This is a genomic window from Actinomadura rubrobrunea NBRC 15275 (genome assembly GCF_001552235.1).
Classification (GTDB): Bacteria; Actinomycetota; Actinomycetes; order Streptosporangiales; family Streptosporangiaceae; genus Spirillospora; species Spirillospora viridilutea.
The window spans coordinates 1-15,510 of the sequence record NZ_BCQU01000022.1 but is presented as its reverse complement, the minus strand read 5'-3'; the positions used below and the strand labels follow the sequence as shown (position 1 = coordinate 15,510).

The window sequence follows — 15,510 nt, the reverse complement described above, 5'->3', positions numbered from 1 at the left end:
GCGCACCGGCGCCGGCGGGCGTCAGCAGATGCGCGGCAGCGGGTCGCCGACGAGCATGTCGATGATCCGGGTCCCGCCGATGGGCGTCTCCAGCAGCACCATGCCGGCCGGCTCCGCCTCGACGCGGCCCACGATCGCCGCGTCCTCTCCCAGGGGATGCGCCCGCAGCGCCTCCAAAGCGGCGTCGGCGCGGTCGCCGTCGACGACGGCGACGAAGCGGCCCTCGCACGCCACGTAGAGGGGGTCGATGCCCAGCAGCTCGCAGGCGCCGTGCACCACCGGCCGCACCGGCACCGCCGACTCCCGCACGACGACCGCCGCGCCGGCCGCCCGGGCCAGCTCGTTGAGGACCGTGGCGACCCCGCCGCGGGTGGCGTCGCGCAGCACCCGGACCCCGCCCGGCACCGCGTCCAGCAGCGCCGCGACCGGTCCGTGCAGCGGCGCCGTGTCGGAGGCCAGGTCCGCCTCGATCTCCAGCTCGCCCCGCGCGAGCATGATCGTGACGCCGTGCTCGCCGATCGGCCCGGACACCAGGACGGCGTCGCCGGGCCGCACCGCGGCGGCGCCCAGCTCGAGGTCCCGGTCCAGCACGCCCACCCCGGCGGTGGTCACGTAGCAGCCGTCCGCCTTGCCGCGTTCCACCACCTTGGTGTCGCCGGTGACGACGGCGACGCCCGCGCGCTCGGCGGCCGCGGCCATCGACGCGACGATCCGCCGCAGGTCGTCGACGGCGAACCCCTCTTCCAGGATGAAGCCCGCCGACAGGTACAGCGGCCGCGCCCCGCACATGGCCAGGTCGTTGACGGTCCCGTTCACGGCCAGGTCGCCGATGTCGCCGCCGGGGAAGAACAGCGGCGACACCACGAACGAGTCGGTGGTGAAGGCCATGCGCCCGCCGTCGACCGCCAGCACGGCGCCGTCGCCCAGCGCCTCCAGCGCCGGGTTGCGGAACCGCTCCACGAACAGCGCCTCCACCAGCGTCTGCGTCGCCTTGCCGCCCGCCCCGTGCGCCAGCGTGATGTGCGACTCGCGCACGCGGGGGCGGCGGCGCACGCGCTCGATGCGCTCGAGGACCTGCTCCTCCCGCGACAGGCGCGCCGTGCCCGGCTCGGTCATGCGGGCGTCACCTCCTCGACGCGCCGCCGCGTGAACCGCCCGAAGTTGTAGTACGCGGCGCACGCGCCCTCCGACGAGACCATGCAGGTGCCGATCGGGGTCTCCGGGGTGCACGCGGTGCCGAACACCTTGCACTCCCAGGGTTTGAGGACGCCCTTCAGCACCTCCCCGCACTGGCACGCCTTCGGGTCGGCCACGCGCACGCCGGGCACCTCGAAGATCCGCTCGGCGTCGTGGGCGGCGTAGGCGTCCCGGATGCGCAGCGCGGACTGCGAGATGAAGCCCAGGCCGCGCCACTCGAAGTGCGGACGCAGCTCCATCACCTCGCCGATCGCGCGCAGCGCGCGGGGATTGCCCTCCCACGGGACGACCCGGGCGTACTGGTTCTCCACCTCGGCCCGTCCCTCGGCGAGCTGCCGCAGCAGCATCGCCACCGCCTGCAGCACGTCCAGCGGCTCGAAGCCCGCGCACACCAGCGGCTTGCCGTGGTCGCGGGCGATGAACTCGTACGGACGGCAGCCGATCACCGTGGACACGTGCCCCGGGCCGATGAAGCCGTCCAGCCGCAGGTCCGGCGAGTCCAGGATCGCCTTGATCGCCGGGATGATCGTCACGTGGTTGCAGAAGACCGAGAAGTTCGCCACGCCCTCGCGGGCCGCGCGCAGCACGGTCATCGCCGTGGACGGCGCCGTGGTCTCGAACCCCACCGCCAGGAACACCACGCGGCGGTCGGGGTTGCGCCGGGCGAGGGCCAGCGCGTCCAGCGGCGAGTACACCATGCGGATGTCCGCGCCCGCGGCCTTGGCGTCCAGGAACGAGCCCCGCCCGCCCGGCACCCGCATCATGTCCCCGAACGACGTCATGATCACGTCGGGCTGCCGGGCGATGGCGATGGCGTCGTCCACCCGCCCCATGGGGATCACGCACACCGGGCATCCCGGGCCGTGCACGAGCGTGACGCTCTCCGGCAGGTAGTCCTCCAGGCCGTGCCGGTAGATGGTGTGGGTGTGGCCGCCGCACACCTCCATGAACTTGTACCGCCGGCCCGGCTCGCACAGTGAGGCGATCCGCGCGGCCAGCGCGCGCGCCTTGTCCGCGTCGCGGTACTCGTCGACGAACCGCATGTCGTCAGCCGCCTTCTCGTCGGGAGCCGCCGGGCGCCGCGGGACGCGGCCGCCGCCGGCTCAGGTGATGTCGGAACCGGACAGCGCCTCCAGCTCGTCGGCGTAGGCCTGGCCGAGCCCGTCGAGCAGGGCCAGCGTGGCCGCCGCCTCCGCCTCGTCGATCTTCGACATGGCGAAGCCGACGTGCACCAGAACCCAGTCGCCGGGGCGCACGGCGCCCTCGCCCAGGAGCCCGATGTTGATCGCGCGGCGGACGCCCGCCACCTCGACCCGGGCCAGATCGGTCCGCCCGGGGAGGATCTCGACGATCTCCCCGGGGATGCCGAGACACATCCGCCGTCCCCCCGCTCACATCCGCGCGATCCTGTAGTAGCGCCGCATCGCGGGGAACTCCTTCACGATCAGCGCGATCACCCCCGCGCCGGCCAGCACGGCCACCCAGGTCAACGGTCGCCGCATCGCCCCTCTCCCTTCACGTCGTCGTCGCACCTCGTCGTCGCACCTCGTCGTCGGACCTCGTCGTCGCGCCTCGTCGTCGCGCCTCGTCGCCGGGCCGGCCTCACCCGGGCGGCAGATTCGGCATGACCGGCAGGATCGGGTCGCGCTTCTTGGGGTTCACACCGGTCGACCGCCGCGCGTCGGCCGTGCCGTCCAGGTAGTGCCCCGCCTGCCTCTTCAGCGCGCCCTTCCGGTTGCCCTGGCGCACGCCCCTGACGTGCGAGGGCGCGTCGGGCTTCACGTGGCGCCTGCCCACACGGATCTCCGCCATCCGCCTCGCCTCCTTTCAGCTCGTCCTTTCAGCTCGCCGCCGCATGCGGGCGCCGTCGACCGTCGCGCCCGGCCAGCGCGGCGAAGAACCGGTCGATCTCCGGCCACACCCGCGGCCCGCCCGACAGGCCCTTCCAGGCGCCGCGGACGACGGCCACCAGCCGGTAGCAGTCGTCGATGGGGACCAGCCACTGCTCGTCCGCACCCCGAACGGTGTTGACCAGCAGGGCCTCGACCAAGGGGCGCAGGGACCGCAGCTCCGGGCACTCCTGGACGACGCGTTCCCAGATTCCGGCGTCCAACTCCCACCGGGCGACGCCCGCCGGGCTCGGATAGTGCGCGAGGACGGCGCCGTCCGGCCTCGTGACGAAGAACGCCAGCCCCACGGGCACGCCCAACTCCGCGGTCGGCACGCCGCTCAGCCGGACCCGCCGGGTGGGCACCAGCCTGTAGTGGCCCCGGCCCGCGGCCTCGCGTTCGAACAGCAGCGCGCACGCCCGGCACGCGCACATGAGGCTGTCTTGCCGCTCGTCCAGCAGATGCGCGTGCGCGTCGGGGACGTCGGCGCCGCACAGGTCGCAGCGCTCGCCGCGCTCCCGGCCGAGGCCGTCCGCCCGCCGGATCGCCCGCTGCAGCGCACCCGCCGTCATGCCGTGCCCTCCGTTCCGGAGCGACGGGTGCGCAGCAACGCGTCGACGGGAACGAACGCCGCCGGGGCCTCGGCCCGCCCGCCGTCCGAAGGCGAAGGGACCCGCTCGACGGCGGACAGTTCGGGTACGGCGGCCAGCACGGCCTCCCGGACGGCGGTCTCCAGCGTCCGCGTCGACGCGGCGCACGACCGGCCCGCGCCGGTCAGACGGATCCGGGCCACGCCGCCTTCGACGCCGCTGAGTTCGACGTCGCCGCCCTGCGCGCGCAGGAAGGGGCGCACCTCCTCCAGCGCTCCCCGCACCCGCTGCTCCACGGACGCGGGATGCAGGCCGTGCAGGGCGAGCAGGTGGCCGACGAGCCGGTCGCCCGCGAGCGCCGCGGCCGGTTCGGGACCGACCCGGTCCATGCAGCGGGCCAGCGCCTCGCCGTACACCTCCGTGAGCATCGCGACGGCGTCGAGCGCCGTCTCGGCGGTCGGCCCCGGCGTGCGCTCCAGGTCGGCGAGCAGCCGCTCCAGGCGCTCCAGCCGCTCGGCGACCGTCCGATCGCCGAGCCGCCGCGGAGCGCCCGCCTCGGGAGCCGCGGCCGCCGGCCGCGGCTCCCGCTCGACGGCGCGCCGGTCAGCCATGGGCGGCACCGAACATGGGAGAGTGCAGCTTGCGCAGCTCGCGGCCCTTGCCGAGGTACATGTGCACGCCGCAGGGCAGGCACGGGTCGAAGCTGCGCACCGTCCGCATGATGTCGACGCCCTTGAACTCGTCGGGGCCGTTCTCCTCGAAGATCGGCGACCCCTGCACGGCGTCCTCGTACGGGCCGGGCGTGCCGAAGCTGTCGCGCGGGCTGGCGTTCCACGGCGTCGGCGGGTACGGGTGGTAGTTGGCGATCTTGCCGTCGCGGATCACCATGTGGTGGGACAGCACGCCCCGCACCGCCTCGTGGAAGCCGCAGCCGATCGCCTCGTCCGGCACCTCGAAGTCCTGGAACACCCGGGTGTCGCCCCCGCGGACGAGCTGCAGCCCCTGCTCGACGAAGTGCAGCGCCATCGCCGCCGCGTAGGCCACGAAGTACACCCGCGCCCGGTCGCGCTCGATCGTGTTGGACCACTCCGGGATGCGCCACTCCAGCGTCTGCTCCGGCAGCTTCTCGCCCTTCGGCAGCGTGATCCGCACGCTGGAACCGGTCGCCTGCACGTAGGGGGTGTCCACCATCCCCGACAGCGCGGTGACGTACAGCCGGGCGAAGGGACCGCCGCCGGTGTCCAGCGCGAGATGCTCCCCGGTGTCAGGGTGCAGCCAGCGCGGGCTCATCACCCAGCTGTACTTGTTCTCGAAGTCGCGCTTCTGCGGCACCGGCAGCGTCGTCTGGTTCCACGGGTGCCGGATGTCGACGGGGTTGCCCAGCGGGTCGCGCGTGACGAACGGCTCCTCGTTCACCCAGTCGTCGTAGTAGGAGCTGCCGAGCAGGATGCGCATGCCGAGGTTGATGTCGACCAGGTCGTTGGTGACCAGCCGGCCGTCCACCACGATGCCCGGCGTGACGAACATCGCCTTGCCCCACCGGTTCATCGTCTCGTAGCGGTAGTCGACGACGTTGGGATCCTGGAACGCGCCCCAGCAGCCCAGCAGGATCCGGCGGCGCCCGACCTCCTCGTAGCCCGGCAGGGCCTCGTAGAAGAAGTCGAAGACGTCGTCGTTCATCGCGACGGACCGCTTGACGAAGTCGACGACGCGGATGAGACGGCTCAGGTAGTCGGTGAACAGCGTCGGCTCCGGCATCGTGCCCACGCCGCCGGGATAGACCGTCGACGGGTGCACGTGCCGCCCCTCCATCAGGCAGAACATCTCCCGGGTGACGCGGCTGACCTGCAGCGCCTCCTGGTAGAACTCGCCCTCGAACGGGTTGAACGCCGCCATGATGTCGGCGATCGTCCGGTACCCGTGCAGGTCGCCGCGCGGCGCCTCGGTCTCGCGGGCCCTGGCCAGCACGCCGGGGTTGGTCTCCTTGACCATGGCCTCGCAGAAGTCGACGAAGACCATGTTGTCCTGGAACAGCGTGTGGTCGAACATGTACTCGGCGGCCTCGCCGAGATTGATGATCCACTCGGCCAGCGGCGGGTTCTGGATGCCGTAGGCCATGTTCTGCGCGTACACCGAGCAGGTGGTGTGGTTGTCCCCGCAGATGCCGCAGATGCGGCTGGTGATGAACCCGGCGTCGCGCGGGTCCTTGCCCTTCATGAACACCGAGTAGCCGCGGAAGAGCGACGAGGTGCTGTGGCACTCCACGACCTGCCGGTTGGCGAAGTCGATCTTCGTGTAGATGCCCAGGTTGCCGATGATGCGCGTGATCGGGTCCCAGGACATCTCGACGAGCTGCCCGGGTTCGGCGGGTGCGGGTCTGCGCTCTGTCGTCGTCATCCGCCCGGTTCCTTTCGTCCCGTTCTGCCGGTCGTCCCGTTCTGCCGGCGCCGTCCGCCCCTCGCGGCGCGGACGGCGCCGGGGTGCGCCGCTAGGGGCGCCAGCGCGGGTCGTAGCCGCTGGTCAGTGCGTCGCGCTTGTGGTGCCACTTGGGCTCGCGGTTCGCCGTGCGGTTGGTGATGGCGCGCATGCGGCGGATGAACGCCCCGTAGGGCTTGATCAGCATTGTGGAGAGGCTGCCGCCCGGCGGCTGGTCCATGAACGGCATGAACTTGTCCGGGAACCCGGGCATGGTGCAGGCGATGCAGATGCCGCCCACGTTCGGGCAGCCGCCGAGGCCGCCCATCCAGCCCCGTTTGGGCACGTTGCAGTTGACGACGGGCCCCCAGCAGCCCACCTTCACCTGGCACTTGGGGGAGTTGTAGTCCCTGGCGAAGTCGGCCTGCTCGTAGTAGGAGCCGCGGTCGCAGCCCTCGTGCACCGTCTTGCCGAACAGCCACTGCGGGCGCAGCATCGAGTCCAGCGGGGGAGGGGGCGCGGACCCCGCCGCGTGGTACAGCACCCACGTCAGCGTCTCCATGAAGTTCTCCGGCTGGATGGGGCAGCCCGGGACGTTGACGATCGGCAGCGCCCCGGCCGACCGGAAGTCCCAGCCGAGGTAGTCGGCCAGCCCCATGCAGCCGGTCGGATTGCCCGCCATCGCGTGGATGCCCCCGTAGGCGGCGCAGGTCCCCGCGGCCACCACCGCCCACGCCCGCGGCGCGAGCATGTCGATCCACCGGTTGAGCGTCATCGGCTCGCCCGTGTCGGGGTCGTTGCCGAACGACGTCCAAAAGCCGTCCCCGTTGACGTTCTCGTTCGGGATGGAGCCCTCGATGACGAGGATGAACGGATCCAGCTCGCCGCGCGCGGCCGCGCGGAACGGGGCCAGGAACTGCTCGCCGCCGACGGCGGGCGACAGCACCTTGTTGTGCAGGTTCACCTTCGGCAGCCCGGGGATCCGGCCGTTGACCAGGTCCTCGATCGACGGCTGGGCCGAGGCGGTCATCGAGACGGTGTCGCCGTCGCAGCTCATCCCCTCCGAGATCCACAAGATGGTGATCTCGTCGAACCCCTCGCGGGCGGGAGCGGTCGCCTCCTGTGCCTGGGTCATGTGCGTGGCCTCCCCTGCATCCGGTCGCGAACACGGTCGTAGACGGCGGCCACCGGCGCCGCCAGCGTCAACGCGGGCGGCCGATCGGGGGCGGCCGGGTGCGGGCGCGTCGGCGCCCGCTCCTTGGCACGTCGGATGTCGCGGGCCAGCGCGAGCAGGGCCCGCTCGCCGACCCGGCCGCGCACCCGGACCATGAGGTCGCCCTCCTCCTCGCGGATGTGCTCCGCGACGGCGGTGCGCAGGCCCGCCATCAGCCGGCCGGTGCGCTCGTCGCCCTCGGGCAGCCGGTCCAGCTCGGCCAGCAGGCGCTTGACGGTCAGGTGCTCGCCGCGGTACCGGGCGATGCCCTGCCGGTCGTCCAGCACCCGCTCGGCGAACGGGTAGAACACCAGCTCCTCGACCGCGGTGTGCCGGGACAGCTCCCGCACCAGGAGCTCCACCACCGCCCGGCGCTGCCGGTCCGAGGCGGCGCAGTGGTAGTCGCGGAACAGCTGCTCCACCCTCCGGTGGTCGTGGACGAGCAGGTCGACGGCGTCCATCAGGAGCCTCCCCGGCCGGCGCCGTCCAGGGTGATCGACTCCACCACGACGTCGTCGTGCCCGGCGACCTCGACGTCGACCCCGCCGCACCGCGGGCAGGCGACGAGGCGGGCGGCGTCGGTGACCGGCGATTCGGCGCCGCAGCCGCCGCAGCGCGCCGTCAGCGGCTCCACGACCAGATCGAGGGCGGCGTCCTGCGCGACCGTCCCCGCGGCCGCCATCCGGAAGCCCTGTTCGACGACGCCCGGGTCGACGGCGTGCCCGCCGACGCGGACCCGCAGCCCGCGCACCCGCCGGCCGCGGGCCTCGCGGACGGCGGCGTCCACGATCGCCTCGCACATGCCCAGCTCATGCATCGGCGCCCACCCCCCGTGCCGTGACCGTGCGCGCCGCCTCCGCGCCCTGCGCGGCCGCCGGCGCCGACTCCTCGCGCGCCACGGCCATGACCAGGCGGACCGCCTCCGGCACGGCGGCGGCGACCGGTTCCGACAGCCCCATGCGCTCCTCGAGGGACGCGGGACGGCAGCCGACCACCAGCGCGCGCTCCACCGCGCCGCCGAGGCGGCGCAGCAGCCGCAGCACCGTGAGCGGGTCCATGCCGTGACCGTCGACCGCCGGCGCCGCCGGGACGCCGGCGTGGGCCGCCGCGTCCCCCGCCGTGTCCCCCGCCGGCTCGCCGGCGGCGTCGCTCACGTCGAGGATGGCGAGGGTGCCGGGCGGACCGTCGACGGGGACCGCGTCGACCATGACCAGCGTGTCGTGGCGGCCGTCGAGCAGGTCGTAGGCCAGGTGGACGCCGCGGATGCCGTAGTCGGCGACGTCCACGGACGCGGGCAGCGCCGAGCCGTCCACCCGGCGGACCACCTCGACGCCGAAGCCGTCGTCGCCCAGGAAGACGTTGCCGATGCCCGCGACGAGCACCCGCCGAGGCGTCCCGCTCACGGCGCGTCCCCTCCCTCGCCGACCAGCGGTTCGACCTCGTCGGGGAAGAAGTAGCGGAACCGGCCGTACCAGCGGTGCAGGTCCGCGCCGGGGTCGTCGTCCACGGTCACGGCCAGGTGGCGGGCGCCGTCCACGTCCAGCAGCACCGCCTCGACCGTGGCGGTGCGGCCGTCGAGGAACGCGTCCTGCGGGTCGGTGCCGCGGCTGCGCGGCCGCAGCCGCACCCGGGTCCCCTTGGACACCGGCACGCCGGAGACCATGACGGTGTCCGTCTCGGGGGACACGGAGGAGTCCGCGCCCGGGTCCCACCACGGCGTCGACGGGCGCTCTTCGCCCGTGCCGTCGGAGGGGCGGTCGTGTCGGTCGGAGGGGCGGTCGTGTCCGTCGGAGGGGCGGTCGTGCGGCGGGACCGGTCGGCGCGACCGGATCGTCCCGTGCAGGCGCGACAGGATCTTCGGGGGCATCCCGTCGACCTGGTCGAGGATCCGCGCGGCGCGGGGATCGGTCGCGCGCGCCTCGCGCTTTTCGGTGTCGGTCAGCGTCCGCGTGCGCAGCGAGAGCATCTCGTCGATCTCGGTGGCGTCGTGCAGGTCGCCCGGGCTCTCCGGGGCGACGCGCGGGTGGTCGTACAGCAGGATCGGCGACGACAGGACCACGTCGCGCCGGCCCGGCGCGCCCGCCAGCACCGGGAACGTGTGCTGGTTGCTGCACGCGCGGACCGCGTCCACCGCCCACGGCGGGGGGTCCAGCAGCGAGACGAACGCCCCGTCGCGGGCGGCGAGCAGGACGTGCGTGGCGATCGGCGACACCCGCAGCGCCTCGTCGCGGGACGCCTCCACCTGGAAGGTGTCGTTGAGGTTCTCCACCCGCACGCGCAGGCGGAACGCCGGGGTGCGCGCCTGGCAGGGGGACGCCGAGACGGCCAGCAGGACCGTCACCGGTGCGCGGCCGCGGACCACCCGCCCGATCGGGCGGCCGGTCTCGTCGGCCAGCGGCTCGACGTCCTCGCCCGCGTCGGCCCGCAGCGTGACCTCGCGCGTCTCGGCGAGCACCTCCGCGACGGAGAACCCGACGTCGAACTCCCACGGGACCGCCTCGTCGAAGCTGAGCTCCGTCCGCGGCCCCGCCTCCAGGGCGTCGACGGGCCGGTAGGCGCCGTCGGGCGTCCGCCGTTCGACCGATCGGCGCTGCATCTGCAGGAAGCGGACCCGGCAGTCGACCACCGCGTCCGCCGGCGCCTCCAGCAGGCACTCGGTCTGCTGCCACCAGGTCTCGGCGGAGCCCGCCACGCCGGCGTCGGCCGGCCCGCGCGCCAGTGTCCACGTCCGCGGCGTGAGAACCCCGAACTGCCAGCGCACCCGGTTCTTGATGGACGAACGGCGGTACGGGTACAGCAGATACCCCTCGTACAGGACGGCGTCGGCCACCGCCCGCGCGGCCTCGAAACCCGCGGTGGCGGAATCGACCCGTCCCATCCGACCGTCCTCCGTCGCGCTGGAATTCGGCTGCCGGCGAACACCCGCCCACAGGCGGGGACTTTCCGTGTATAGCAACAATTCTCAATGCGCAGTAAGTGGCGCCGGACGATAGGTGAAGAGCGCACCTAGCGAAATACGGTGAATGCGGGCCGGAAGGACGGGCAGATCGCCTCAAAGCGCAATCCCCGTCAGGAGGTCGCAGAGTGCGCACGGAAGAAAAGCGTCCGACGATGACCCGCGCAGCGGCCCGCGGACTGGTCGCCGCGATGGCGATGACCGGCGTCCGCACCCTCACCGCGGCCGTCGGCGGCCGCGAGAAGAGCCCGCCGCAGGCCATCTTCGAGAAACACGCCCCCGAACGGTTCCGGCGGATGCCGCGCCGCCGCCGGGAGGCCGTCACCGAGCTCACGCATTGGATCTACGGGGCCGCCGGCGGGGCGGTGTTCGGCCTGCTGCCCCGCCGGGTCAGGCTGCACCGGGCCGCCGGCCCCGTCTACGGGCTGTCGATCTGGCTGGCGTTCGAACTGGGGATCGCCCCGCTTCTCGGGGTCCGCCATGCCCGCGAACGCCCCGCCCTTTGGCGCGCCGTTGTGGCCGCCGATCACATCCTCTACGGAATCGTGGTGGCGGGTTGGCTCGCCCCAGAACCGTCGCTTCCACCGTCAGCAGAAAACAAAGACCGGGGCGAATTCGCGCAACCGGAAAGGCCGCCCGCCGCGGCGGAGCGCGCCCGCCGCGTCTAGGCGGGGCGTCCGGCGGGCTCGGAAAGGGCCGAACGGAGCCACTGAAACAGCGCATCGCCTCGCATAGCGCCGGCCGCTCCCGGACGCCCGCGACTTGCGGCGCGAAAGCCGCAGGCCACGGGCGATGCGGCCGGTGAGAAGCGCCGCGAGGCGGGTACGACGGACGCCATGATCTCGGGGGACGGGGCGGTGACCACCGCGCTGGCGCTGGTGGCGGCGTGCTTCATCGGCGCGGGATTCGTCGCCCAGCAGCACGTCGCCTACCGCGAGCCGCTGGCCGAGATGCTGCACGTGCGGTTGCTGACCCACCTGGTCCGCAGGCCGGTGTGGCTGCTCGGGATCGCCGCGATGGTCTGCGGCCAGGTGCTGAGCGCGGCGGCGCTGGACGAGTCCGACCTCGGCCGCGTCGAACCGCTGCTCGCCACCAACCTGATCTTCGCCTTCGTGATCGCGCACCTGGTCTACAAGGAGTGGCTGAGCCGCGCGGTCTGGTGGGGCGCGGTGCTGGTCACCGGCGGGGTGGCGAGCTTTCTGACCTTCGGGCGGCCGCACGGCGGCCAGCCCGCGGGACCGGAGTCGCCGCGCTGGCTCGCGGCGGGGGCGGTGATGGCGCTGGCCGCCGTGCTGGTGCTGGCCGCCGCGCCCTGCTCGCTGCGGACCAAGGCGATCCTGTTCTCCGCCGCCGCCGGGATGATGTTCGGTGTCCAGGACGCCCTGACCCGCGGCACGCTGCTGGCCCGGGGCGGCGGCCTCGGGTCGGTGATGTGGAACTGGCAGCCGTACGCCCTGGTCGTGATCGCCGTTCTGTCGCTGCTGCTGGCGCAGAGCGCCTTCGACGCGGCCCCGATCGCCATCTCGCTGCCCGCCATCACCGCCGCCGAACCCGTCATCGGGATCGTCCTCGGCGTCTTCGTCTTCGCCGAGCGCCTGCAGATCACCGCGGGCGCGCTGGCCGCCGAGGTGGCGGGGCTGATCATGATCGTCGTCGGGATCACCGTGCTGGGCCGGTCGCCCTATCCCGGCAAGCCGGAACCGGTCGCGTCCGGCGGGGACGGCCCCTCATGATCGCGATCGTCCTCGCGCTGTGCGCCGCGGCCAGCAACGCCCTGTCCTCGGTGCTGCAGCGGCGCGCGGTCCGCGTGGTCGCCCCGGGGGACTCGTTCCGCCTGTCGATCATGCTGGGCCTGCTGCGCAGCCCCGGCTGGCTCCTCGGCATCCTCGCGATGATCGGGGGCTTCCTGTTCCAGGCGGGGGCGCTCACCGTCGGCCAGCTCGCCCTCGTCCAGCCGATCCTGGTGACCGAGCTGCCGTTCACCATGGCGTTTTTGTGGCTGATGCTCGGCAGCCGGCTGGACCGCGACTCCTGGACGGCGGTCGCGGCGCTGACCGTCGGGCTGGCCGCGCTGCTCGCCGCGGCCGACCCGGCGCACGGCACCAGGACGCCCAGCGGCCTCGAATGGGCGATCGCCGTCCTGGTGACGGTCGGGCTGATGGGGTACCTGACGACGGCGGCGCGCCTGGTCGGCGGCGCGCGCCGGGCGGTCATGGTCGGGATCGCCGCCGGGCTGGGGTTCTCCTTCACGGCGGCGCTCATGAAGGAGGCCACCGGCGCCATCTCCCGCGGGGCGACCGCCGTGCTGACCTCGTGGGCCCTGTACGCCATGGTCGCGGCCGGGCTGGCGAGCCTGGTGCTGCTGCAGGACGCCCTGCGCAGCGGCTCCCTGGTCGCCGTGCAGCCGGCGCTCAACGTCTCCGACCCGGTCGCCAGCATCGCCTACGGGGTCGGCCTGTTCGGCGAGTCGATCCGCCTGGGCGGGTGGGTGGTCCTGGAGCTGCTGGGGATCGGCATGATCCTCTACGGCAGCGTCCGCCTGACCCAGTCCCGGCCGCTGCGCGACCACGCCGAGGGCAGGGACTGCGACTGAAGGCCGTCCCGCGCCCCGGGCCGTGCACCGCCCAGCAGCAGCGCCTCGGCGGACGGCTCCGCGAACAGGGCCGCGCCGGCGGACACCAGGCGGGCGCGCTCTTCGGGGTCGGCCAGACGGTCCAAGGCGGCCAGCAGGTCCGCCGGGCCGTCGGCGAGGACGCTCAACCCGTCGCGCACCATGGCGACCGCGCCGTCGCGGCCGTGGCCGGGGATCGGCCGGTAGGAGATCACCGGCAGTCCGGCCGCGAACGCCTCCCGGCAGGTCAGCCCGGCGGCGTTGTCGACCAGGGCGTAGGCGGCGGCCATCAGCGCGGGCAGATCGTCGCGCCAGCCCAGCGCCAGGCCGGGCCGCAGATCGGCAAGGCCGCGGCGCAGCCGCTCGTTGCGGCCGCACAGGACGACGGGGACGTACCGCCCCGAGCGCGCCAGGACTCGGGCGGTTTCGGCCACCTCGCCGACGCCCCACGAGCCGGCCGACACCAGCACCGGCCGGTCCTCCGGCCGCAGGCCCGACAGGGCGCGCGCGGCGCCCGCCCCGTTCCCGGCCGCCGCCGGCCCTCGCCCGGCCCGACGGGCGAACGCCGGGTCGGTGAGAGGGGCGCAGCAGGCCGCAGGCCGCCCGGTCAGCGCGGTCACGCGTCGCGCGGCGGCCCGGGACGGGCACAGGTAGCGGTCGTTGCCCGGGTGCAGCCACATCCGATGCACGGCGAAGTCCGTCAGCAGCACGGTGCACGGCACGTCCAGCCGGCCGCGCTCGCGCAGCCGTCCGGCGGCCTGCGCGGCCACGTGGAAGACGGTGACCACCTCGTCGGGGCGGCGGCGCCGCACCAGCCGCCGCAGGCGCGCGGCGGCCAGAACGGTGAGCGGCGAGTCCCAAGCGCGGTTGTCGCGGCCGTCGCGGGCCGCGGCCGGTCCGGTCGGGGCGCCGCCGCCCGCGCCGGACGGCGGCGGGGGAGCGAAGAACACCCGGTAGATCAGCGCGTAGACCCACGGCGCCGACCGCATCATCCAGCCGTACCACCGGCGCAGGGCGCCGCCCACGCCCAGCGGCAGCAGCTCCAGCAGGTCCACCACCTCCGCGGCGGCGCCCGCCGCCGCGAGCCGCCGGGCCAGCTCGGCGGCGGCGCCGTCGTGCCCGGCGCCCATGCTCGCGCTGACGATCAACACCCTGTGTCGCGCTGGCGTCACGGTCCGGCGTCCCGCAGACTGGGGTGAATGGCCCGCGCCGCGCTGACCTTCGCCATCACCGGCCTGGCCCTGCTGCACGCCGGGCCCGCCGCGTCCTGGCTGCCCGCCGTGCGCCGCCGCCTGCCCGCGCTGGCGGGCGTCGGCCGCGCCGGGCACGTCGCCCTGACCTTCGACGACGGACCGGACCCCCGGTCGACCCCGCTCTTCCTCGACGAGCTGCGGCGGCTCGGCTGCCGGGCCACCTTCTTCGTGCTCGGCGACATGCTCCGGCGGCGGCCCGAGCTCGGCCGCCGGATCGTCGCCGAGGGGCACGAGATCGCGGTGCACGGCTGGCACCACCGCAACTCTCTGCTGACCCGCCCCGGCAGGGTGACGGCGGAGCTCGGCCGCACCGTCGACCTGGTCGCCGCCGTCACCGGGACCGAACCGCTCTGGTACCGCCCTCCCTACGGTGTGCTGAGCGCCGAGGCGCTGGCAGGGGCCCGCCGTCACGGGCTCCGACCGGTGCTGTGGACCGCGTGGGGGAAGGACTGGGTCTCCACGGCGACGCCCGCGTCGGTCCTCGCCGCGCTCGCCCCCGGCCTCCACGGCGGGGCCACCGTCCTGCTTCACGACTCCGACTGCACCTCCGCTCCGGGGTCCTGGCGGGCGGCGCTCGGCGCCCTGCCCGGCCTCGTGGCCCGCTGCGCCGACCTGGGACTGCAGGTGGGGCCGCTGCGCGAGCACGGCGTCCTCTGACGCGACGGTCCGGGGCGCAAAGCGACGGGCTCGTCACCCAACGTGTCGGCGCTTCATCCGTCTGCCCGGACACCCGCCGCCCCAAACCGCCGCCTCCGCCCGACGGCGCCCCGGCGAGGTGGAGATCGCGTCAGTCCGGGGAGACCGCGCTGCCCGGGACGGCGTCCCCGTCGGGGGCGTGCTCGGGAAGCACCGGTTCGATCCGGAACATCGACGGCATGCTCGACGTGCGGGAGCGGTCGCGTCCGGCGACGCCGGCCAAGGCCGCGATCAGGTCGCGGGCTGTGATCAGGCCGATGAGGTCGCCGCGCTCGCCCGTCACGATGACGTGGTCGCGTTCGGCCGCGAGCATGGCGGCCGCGGTCCGCGCGAGCGTGGCGTCCGGCCGCACGCACGCGGGGCCGCGGCGCGGCAGCAGCGCGGCGACGGACCGGCGGGCGCGCAACGGACCGGACGGCTCCCAGGCGGCGGTGAGCGACGCGGAGTCCAGGACGCCCAGGCAGTGCCCGGTGCCGTCGAGGACCGGCAGGTGGTGGACGCGCGCCCGGCACATCAGCTCCCATGCCATCAGCACGGACTCGTCGGCGGTGACGGTGAGCAGGTCGGTGCTCATCACCTCGGCGGCCGTGCGCTCGTCGGGCGGCCTGCGGACGTTCATGATCCCTCCTGGAGGCGGGCCGCGGCGCGGACCGGCGGGCCGCCGTCCCCGGCGGCCGCGGCGCCCGGGAC

18 protein-coding genes are annotated in these 15,510 nt (G+C 74.2%); 4 read left to right on the top strand and 14 right to left on the bottom strand.

The window, feature by feature from the left end:
• Window positions 1-21: 21 nt before the first annotated feature.
• The 12 genes from hypE to AR3_RS31585 form a co-directional block, all read right to left on the bottom strand.
• Window positions 22-1,116 carry a hydrogenase expression/formation protein HypE gene (gene hypE / locus AR3_RS09325; protein ID WP_067911604.1) on the bottom strand — a complete coding sequence of 365 codons (1,095 nt, stop codon included), beginning with the start codon at window positions 1,114-1,116 and terminating at the stop codon, window positions 22-24.
• On the bottom strand, window positions 1,113-2,240 hold the full coding sequence (gene hypD / locus AR3_RS09320) for a hydrogenase formation protein HypD (RefSeq protein WP_067911601.1): 1,128 nt from the start codon (window positions 2,238-2,240) through the stop codon (window positions 1,113-1,115). The genes hypE and hypD overlap by 4 nt, the downstream gene beginning before the upstream one ends.
• Window positions 2,241-2,300: 60 nt before the next feature.
• On the bottom strand, window positions 2,301-2,573 hold the full coding sequence (locus AR3_RS09315; RefSeq protein ID WP_067911597.1) for a HypC/HybG/HupF family hydrogenase formation chaperone: 273 nt from the start codon (window positions 2,571-2,573) through the stop codon (window positions 2,301-2,303).
• A 226-nt stretch (window positions 2,574-2,799) separates the two neighbouring features.
• Complete coding sequence (locus AR3_RS09310) at window positions 2,800-3,009, bottom strand: hypothetical protein (RefSeq protein WP_067911595.1); 210 nt, start codon at window positions 3,007-3,009, stop codon at window positions 2,800-2,802.
• A 28-nt stretch (window positions 3,010-3,037) separates the two neighbouring features.
• Complete coding sequence (locus AR3_RS09305; RefSeq protein ID WP_067911592.1) at window positions 3,038-3,658, bottom strand: DUF5947 family protein; 621 nt, start codon at window positions 3,656-3,658, stop codon at window positions 3,038-3,040.
• Window positions 3,655-4,287 carry a NifU family protein gene (locus AR3_RS09300; protein WP_067911748.1) on the bottom strand — a complete coding sequence of 211 codons (633 nt, stop codon included), beginning with the start codon at window positions 4,285-4,287 and terminating at the stop codon, window positions 3,655-3,657. The genes AR3_RS09305 and AR3_RS09300 overlap by 4 nt, the downstream gene beginning before the upstream one ends.
• The gene (locus AR3_RS09295; protein WP_067911589.1) at window positions 4,280-6,073 is read right to left on the bottom strand and encodes a nickel-dependent hydrogenase large subunit; all 1,794 of its coding nucleotides are present in this window, start codon (window positions 6,071-6,073) and stop codon (window positions 4,280-4,282) included. The genes AR3_RS09300 and AR3_RS09295 overlap by 8 nt, the downstream gene beginning before the upstream one ends.
• Before the next feature lie 91 nt (window positions 6,074-6,164).
• On the bottom strand, window positions 6,165-7,226 hold the full coding sequence (locus AR3_RS09290; RefSeq protein ID WP_067911586.1) for an NADH-quinone oxidoreductase subunit B family protein: 1,062 nt from the start codon (window positions 7,224-7,226) through the stop codon (window positions 6,165-6,167).
• Window positions 7,223-7,765 (bottom strand): hemerythrin domain-containing protein, encoded by a 543-nt coding sequence (locus AR3_RS09285; RefSeq protein WP_067911583.1) that lies wholly within the window; start codon window positions 7,763-7,765, stop codon window positions 7,223-7,225. The genes AR3_RS09290 and AR3_RS09285 overlap by 4 nt, the downstream gene beginning before the upstream one ends.
• Window positions 7,765-8,121 (bottom strand): hydrogenase maturation nickel metallochaperone HypA/HybF, encoded by a 357-nt coding sequence (locus AR3_RS09280; RefSeq protein ID WP_067911581.1) that lies wholly within the window; start codon window positions 8,119-8,121, stop codon window positions 7,765-7,767. The genes AR3_RS09285 and AR3_RS09280 overlap by 1 nt, the downstream gene beginning before the upstream one ends.
• Window positions 8,114-8,707 carry a hydrogenase maturation protease gene (locus AR3_RS31590; protein WP_067911578.1) on the bottom strand — a complete coding sequence of 198 codons (594 nt, stop codon included), beginning with the start codon at window positions 8,705-8,707 and terminating at the stop codon, window positions 8,114-8,116. Before AR3_RS31590 ends, AR3_RS09280 begins: the two co-directional genes overlap by 8 nt.
• Complete coding sequence (locus AR3_RS31585) at window positions 8,704-10,182, bottom strand: hypothetical protein (protein WP_067911575.1); 1,479 nt, start codon at window positions 10,180-10,182, stop codon at window positions 8,704-8,706. The genes AR3_RS31590 and AR3_RS31585 overlap by 4 nt, the downstream gene beginning before the upstream one ends.
• 269 nt (window positions 10,183-10,451) lie before the next feature.
• On the opposite strand from AR3_RS31585, the gene AR3_RS09265 reads away from it, so the two are divergent.
• From AR3_RS09265 to AR3_RS09255, 3 genes are all read left to right on the top strand, one after another.
• A complete protein-coding gene (locus AR3_RS09265; RefSeq protein WP_146150265.1) occupies window positions 10,452-10,928 on the top strand; it encodes a hypothetical protein in 477 nt (158 codons plus the stop codon).
• Window positions 10,929-11,096: 168 nt separating this feature from the next.
• Window positions 11,097-11,993 carry a DMT family transporter gene (locus AR3_RS09260; RefSeq protein WP_067911569.1) on the top strand — a complete coding sequence of 299 codons (897 nt, stop codon included), beginning with the start codon at window positions 11,097-11,099 and terminating at the stop codon, window positions 11,991-11,993.
• On the top strand, window positions 11,990-12,853 hold the full coding sequence (locus AR3_RS09255; RefSeq protein ID WP_067911566.1) for a DMT family transporter: 864 nt from the start codon (window positions 11,990-11,992) through the stop codon (window positions 12,851-12,853). The genes AR3_RS09260 and AR3_RS09255 overlap by 4 nt, the downstream gene beginning before the upstream one ends.
• Here AR3_RS09255 and AR3_RS09250 read toward each other — a convergent pair.
• Window positions 12,784-14,001, bottom strand: coding sequence for an MGDG synthase family glycosyltransferase (locus tag AR3_RS09250; protein ID WP_083951200.1), 1,218 nt, complete (start codon window positions 13,999-14,001; stop codon window positions 12,784-12,786). The genes AR3_RS09255 and AR3_RS09250 overlap by 70 nt on opposite strands.
• 69 nt (window positions 14,002-14,070) lie before the next feature.
• On the opposite strand from AR3_RS09250, the gene AR3_RS09245 reads away from it, so the two are divergent.
• Window positions 14,071-14,781, top strand: coding sequence for a polysaccharide deacetylase family protein (locus AR3_RS09245; protein ID WP_067911563.1), 711 nt, complete (start codon window positions 14,071-14,073; stop codon window positions 14,779-14,781).
• Window positions 14,782-14,911: 130 nt separating this feature from the next.
• On the opposite strand, the gene AR3_RS09240 is transcribed toward AR3_RS09245, so the two are convergent.
• Window positions 14,912-15,439, bottom strand: a complete 528-nt coding sequence (locus tag AR3_RS09240; protein ID WP_067911560.1) for a CBS domain-containing protein — start codon at window positions 15,437-15,439, stop codon at window positions 14,912-14,914.
• Between the last annotated feature and the right edge of the window lie 71 nt (window positions 15,440-15,510).

Bases quoted from the DNA above. Each gene is read 5' to 3' on its own strand.
- hypE (WP_067911604.1), bottom strand. From the start codon at position 1,116: ATGACCGAGCCGGGCACGGCGCGCCTGTCGCGGGAGGAGCAGGTCCTC.
- hypD (WP_067911601.1), bottom strand. From the start codon at position 2,240: ATGCGGTTCGTCGACGAGTACCGCGACGCGGACAAGGCGCGCGCGCTG.
- AR3_RS09315 (WP_067911597.1), bottom strand. From the start codon at position 2,573: ATGTGTCTCGGCATCCCCGGGGAGATCGTCGAGATCCTCCCCGGGCGG.
- AR3_RS09310 (WP_067911595.1), bottom strand. From the start codon at position 3,009: ATGGCGGAGATCCGTGTGGGCAGGCGCCACGTGAAGCCCGACGCGCCC.
- AR3_RS09305 (WP_067911592.1), bottom strand. From the start codon at position 3,658: ATGACGGCGGGTGCGCTGCAGCGGGCGATCCGGCGGGCGGACGGCCTC.
- AR3_RS09300 (WP_067911748.1), bottom strand. From the start codon at position 4,287: ATGGCTGACCGGCGCGCCGTCGAGCGGGAGCCGCGGCCGGCGGCCGCG.
- AR3_RS09295 (WP_067911589.1), bottom strand. From the start codon at position 6,073: ATGACGACGACAGAGCGCAGACCCGCACCCGCCGAACCCGGGCAGCTC.
- AR3_RS09290 (WP_067911586.1), bottom strand. From the start codon at position 7,226: ATGACCCAGGCACAGGAGGCGACCGCTCCCGCCCGCGAGGGGTTCGAC.
- AR3_RS09285 (WP_067911583.1), bottom strand. From the start codon at position 7,765: ATGGACGCCGTCGACCTGCTCGTCCACGACCACCGGAGGGTGGAGCAG.
- AR3_RS09280 (WP_067911581.1), bottom strand. From the start codon at position 8,121: ATGCATGAGCTGGGCATGTGCGAGGCGATCGTGGACGCCGCCGTCCGC.
- AR3_RS31585 (WP_067911575.1), bottom strand. From the start codon at position 10,182: ATGGGACGGGTCGATTCCGCCACCGCGGGTTTCGAGGCCGCGCGGGCG.
- AR3_RS09265 (WP_146150265.1), top strand. From the start codon at position 10,452: ATGGCGATGACCGGCGTCCGCACCCTCACCGCGGCCGTCGGCGGCCGC.
- AR3_RS09260 (WP_067911569.1), top strand. From the start codon at position 11,097: ATGATCTCGGGGGACGGGGCGGTGACCACCGCGCTGGCGCTGGTGGCG.
- AR3_RS09255 (WP_067911566.1), top strand. From the start codon at position 11,990: ATGATCGCGATCGTCCTCGCGCTGTGCGCCGCGGCCAGCAACGCCCTG.
- AR3_RS09250 (WP_083951200.1), bottom strand. From the start codon at position 14,001: ATGGGCGCCGGGCACGACGGCGCCGCCGCCGAGCTGGCCCGGCGGCTC.
- AR3_RS09245 (WP_067911563.1), top strand. From the start codon at position 14,071: ATGGCCCGCGCCGCGCTGACCTTCGCCATCACCGGCCTGGCCCTGCTG.
- AR3_RS09240 (WP_067911560.1), bottom strand. From the start codon at position 15,439: ATGAACGTCCGCAGGCCGCCCGACGAGCGCACGGCCGCCGAGGTGATG.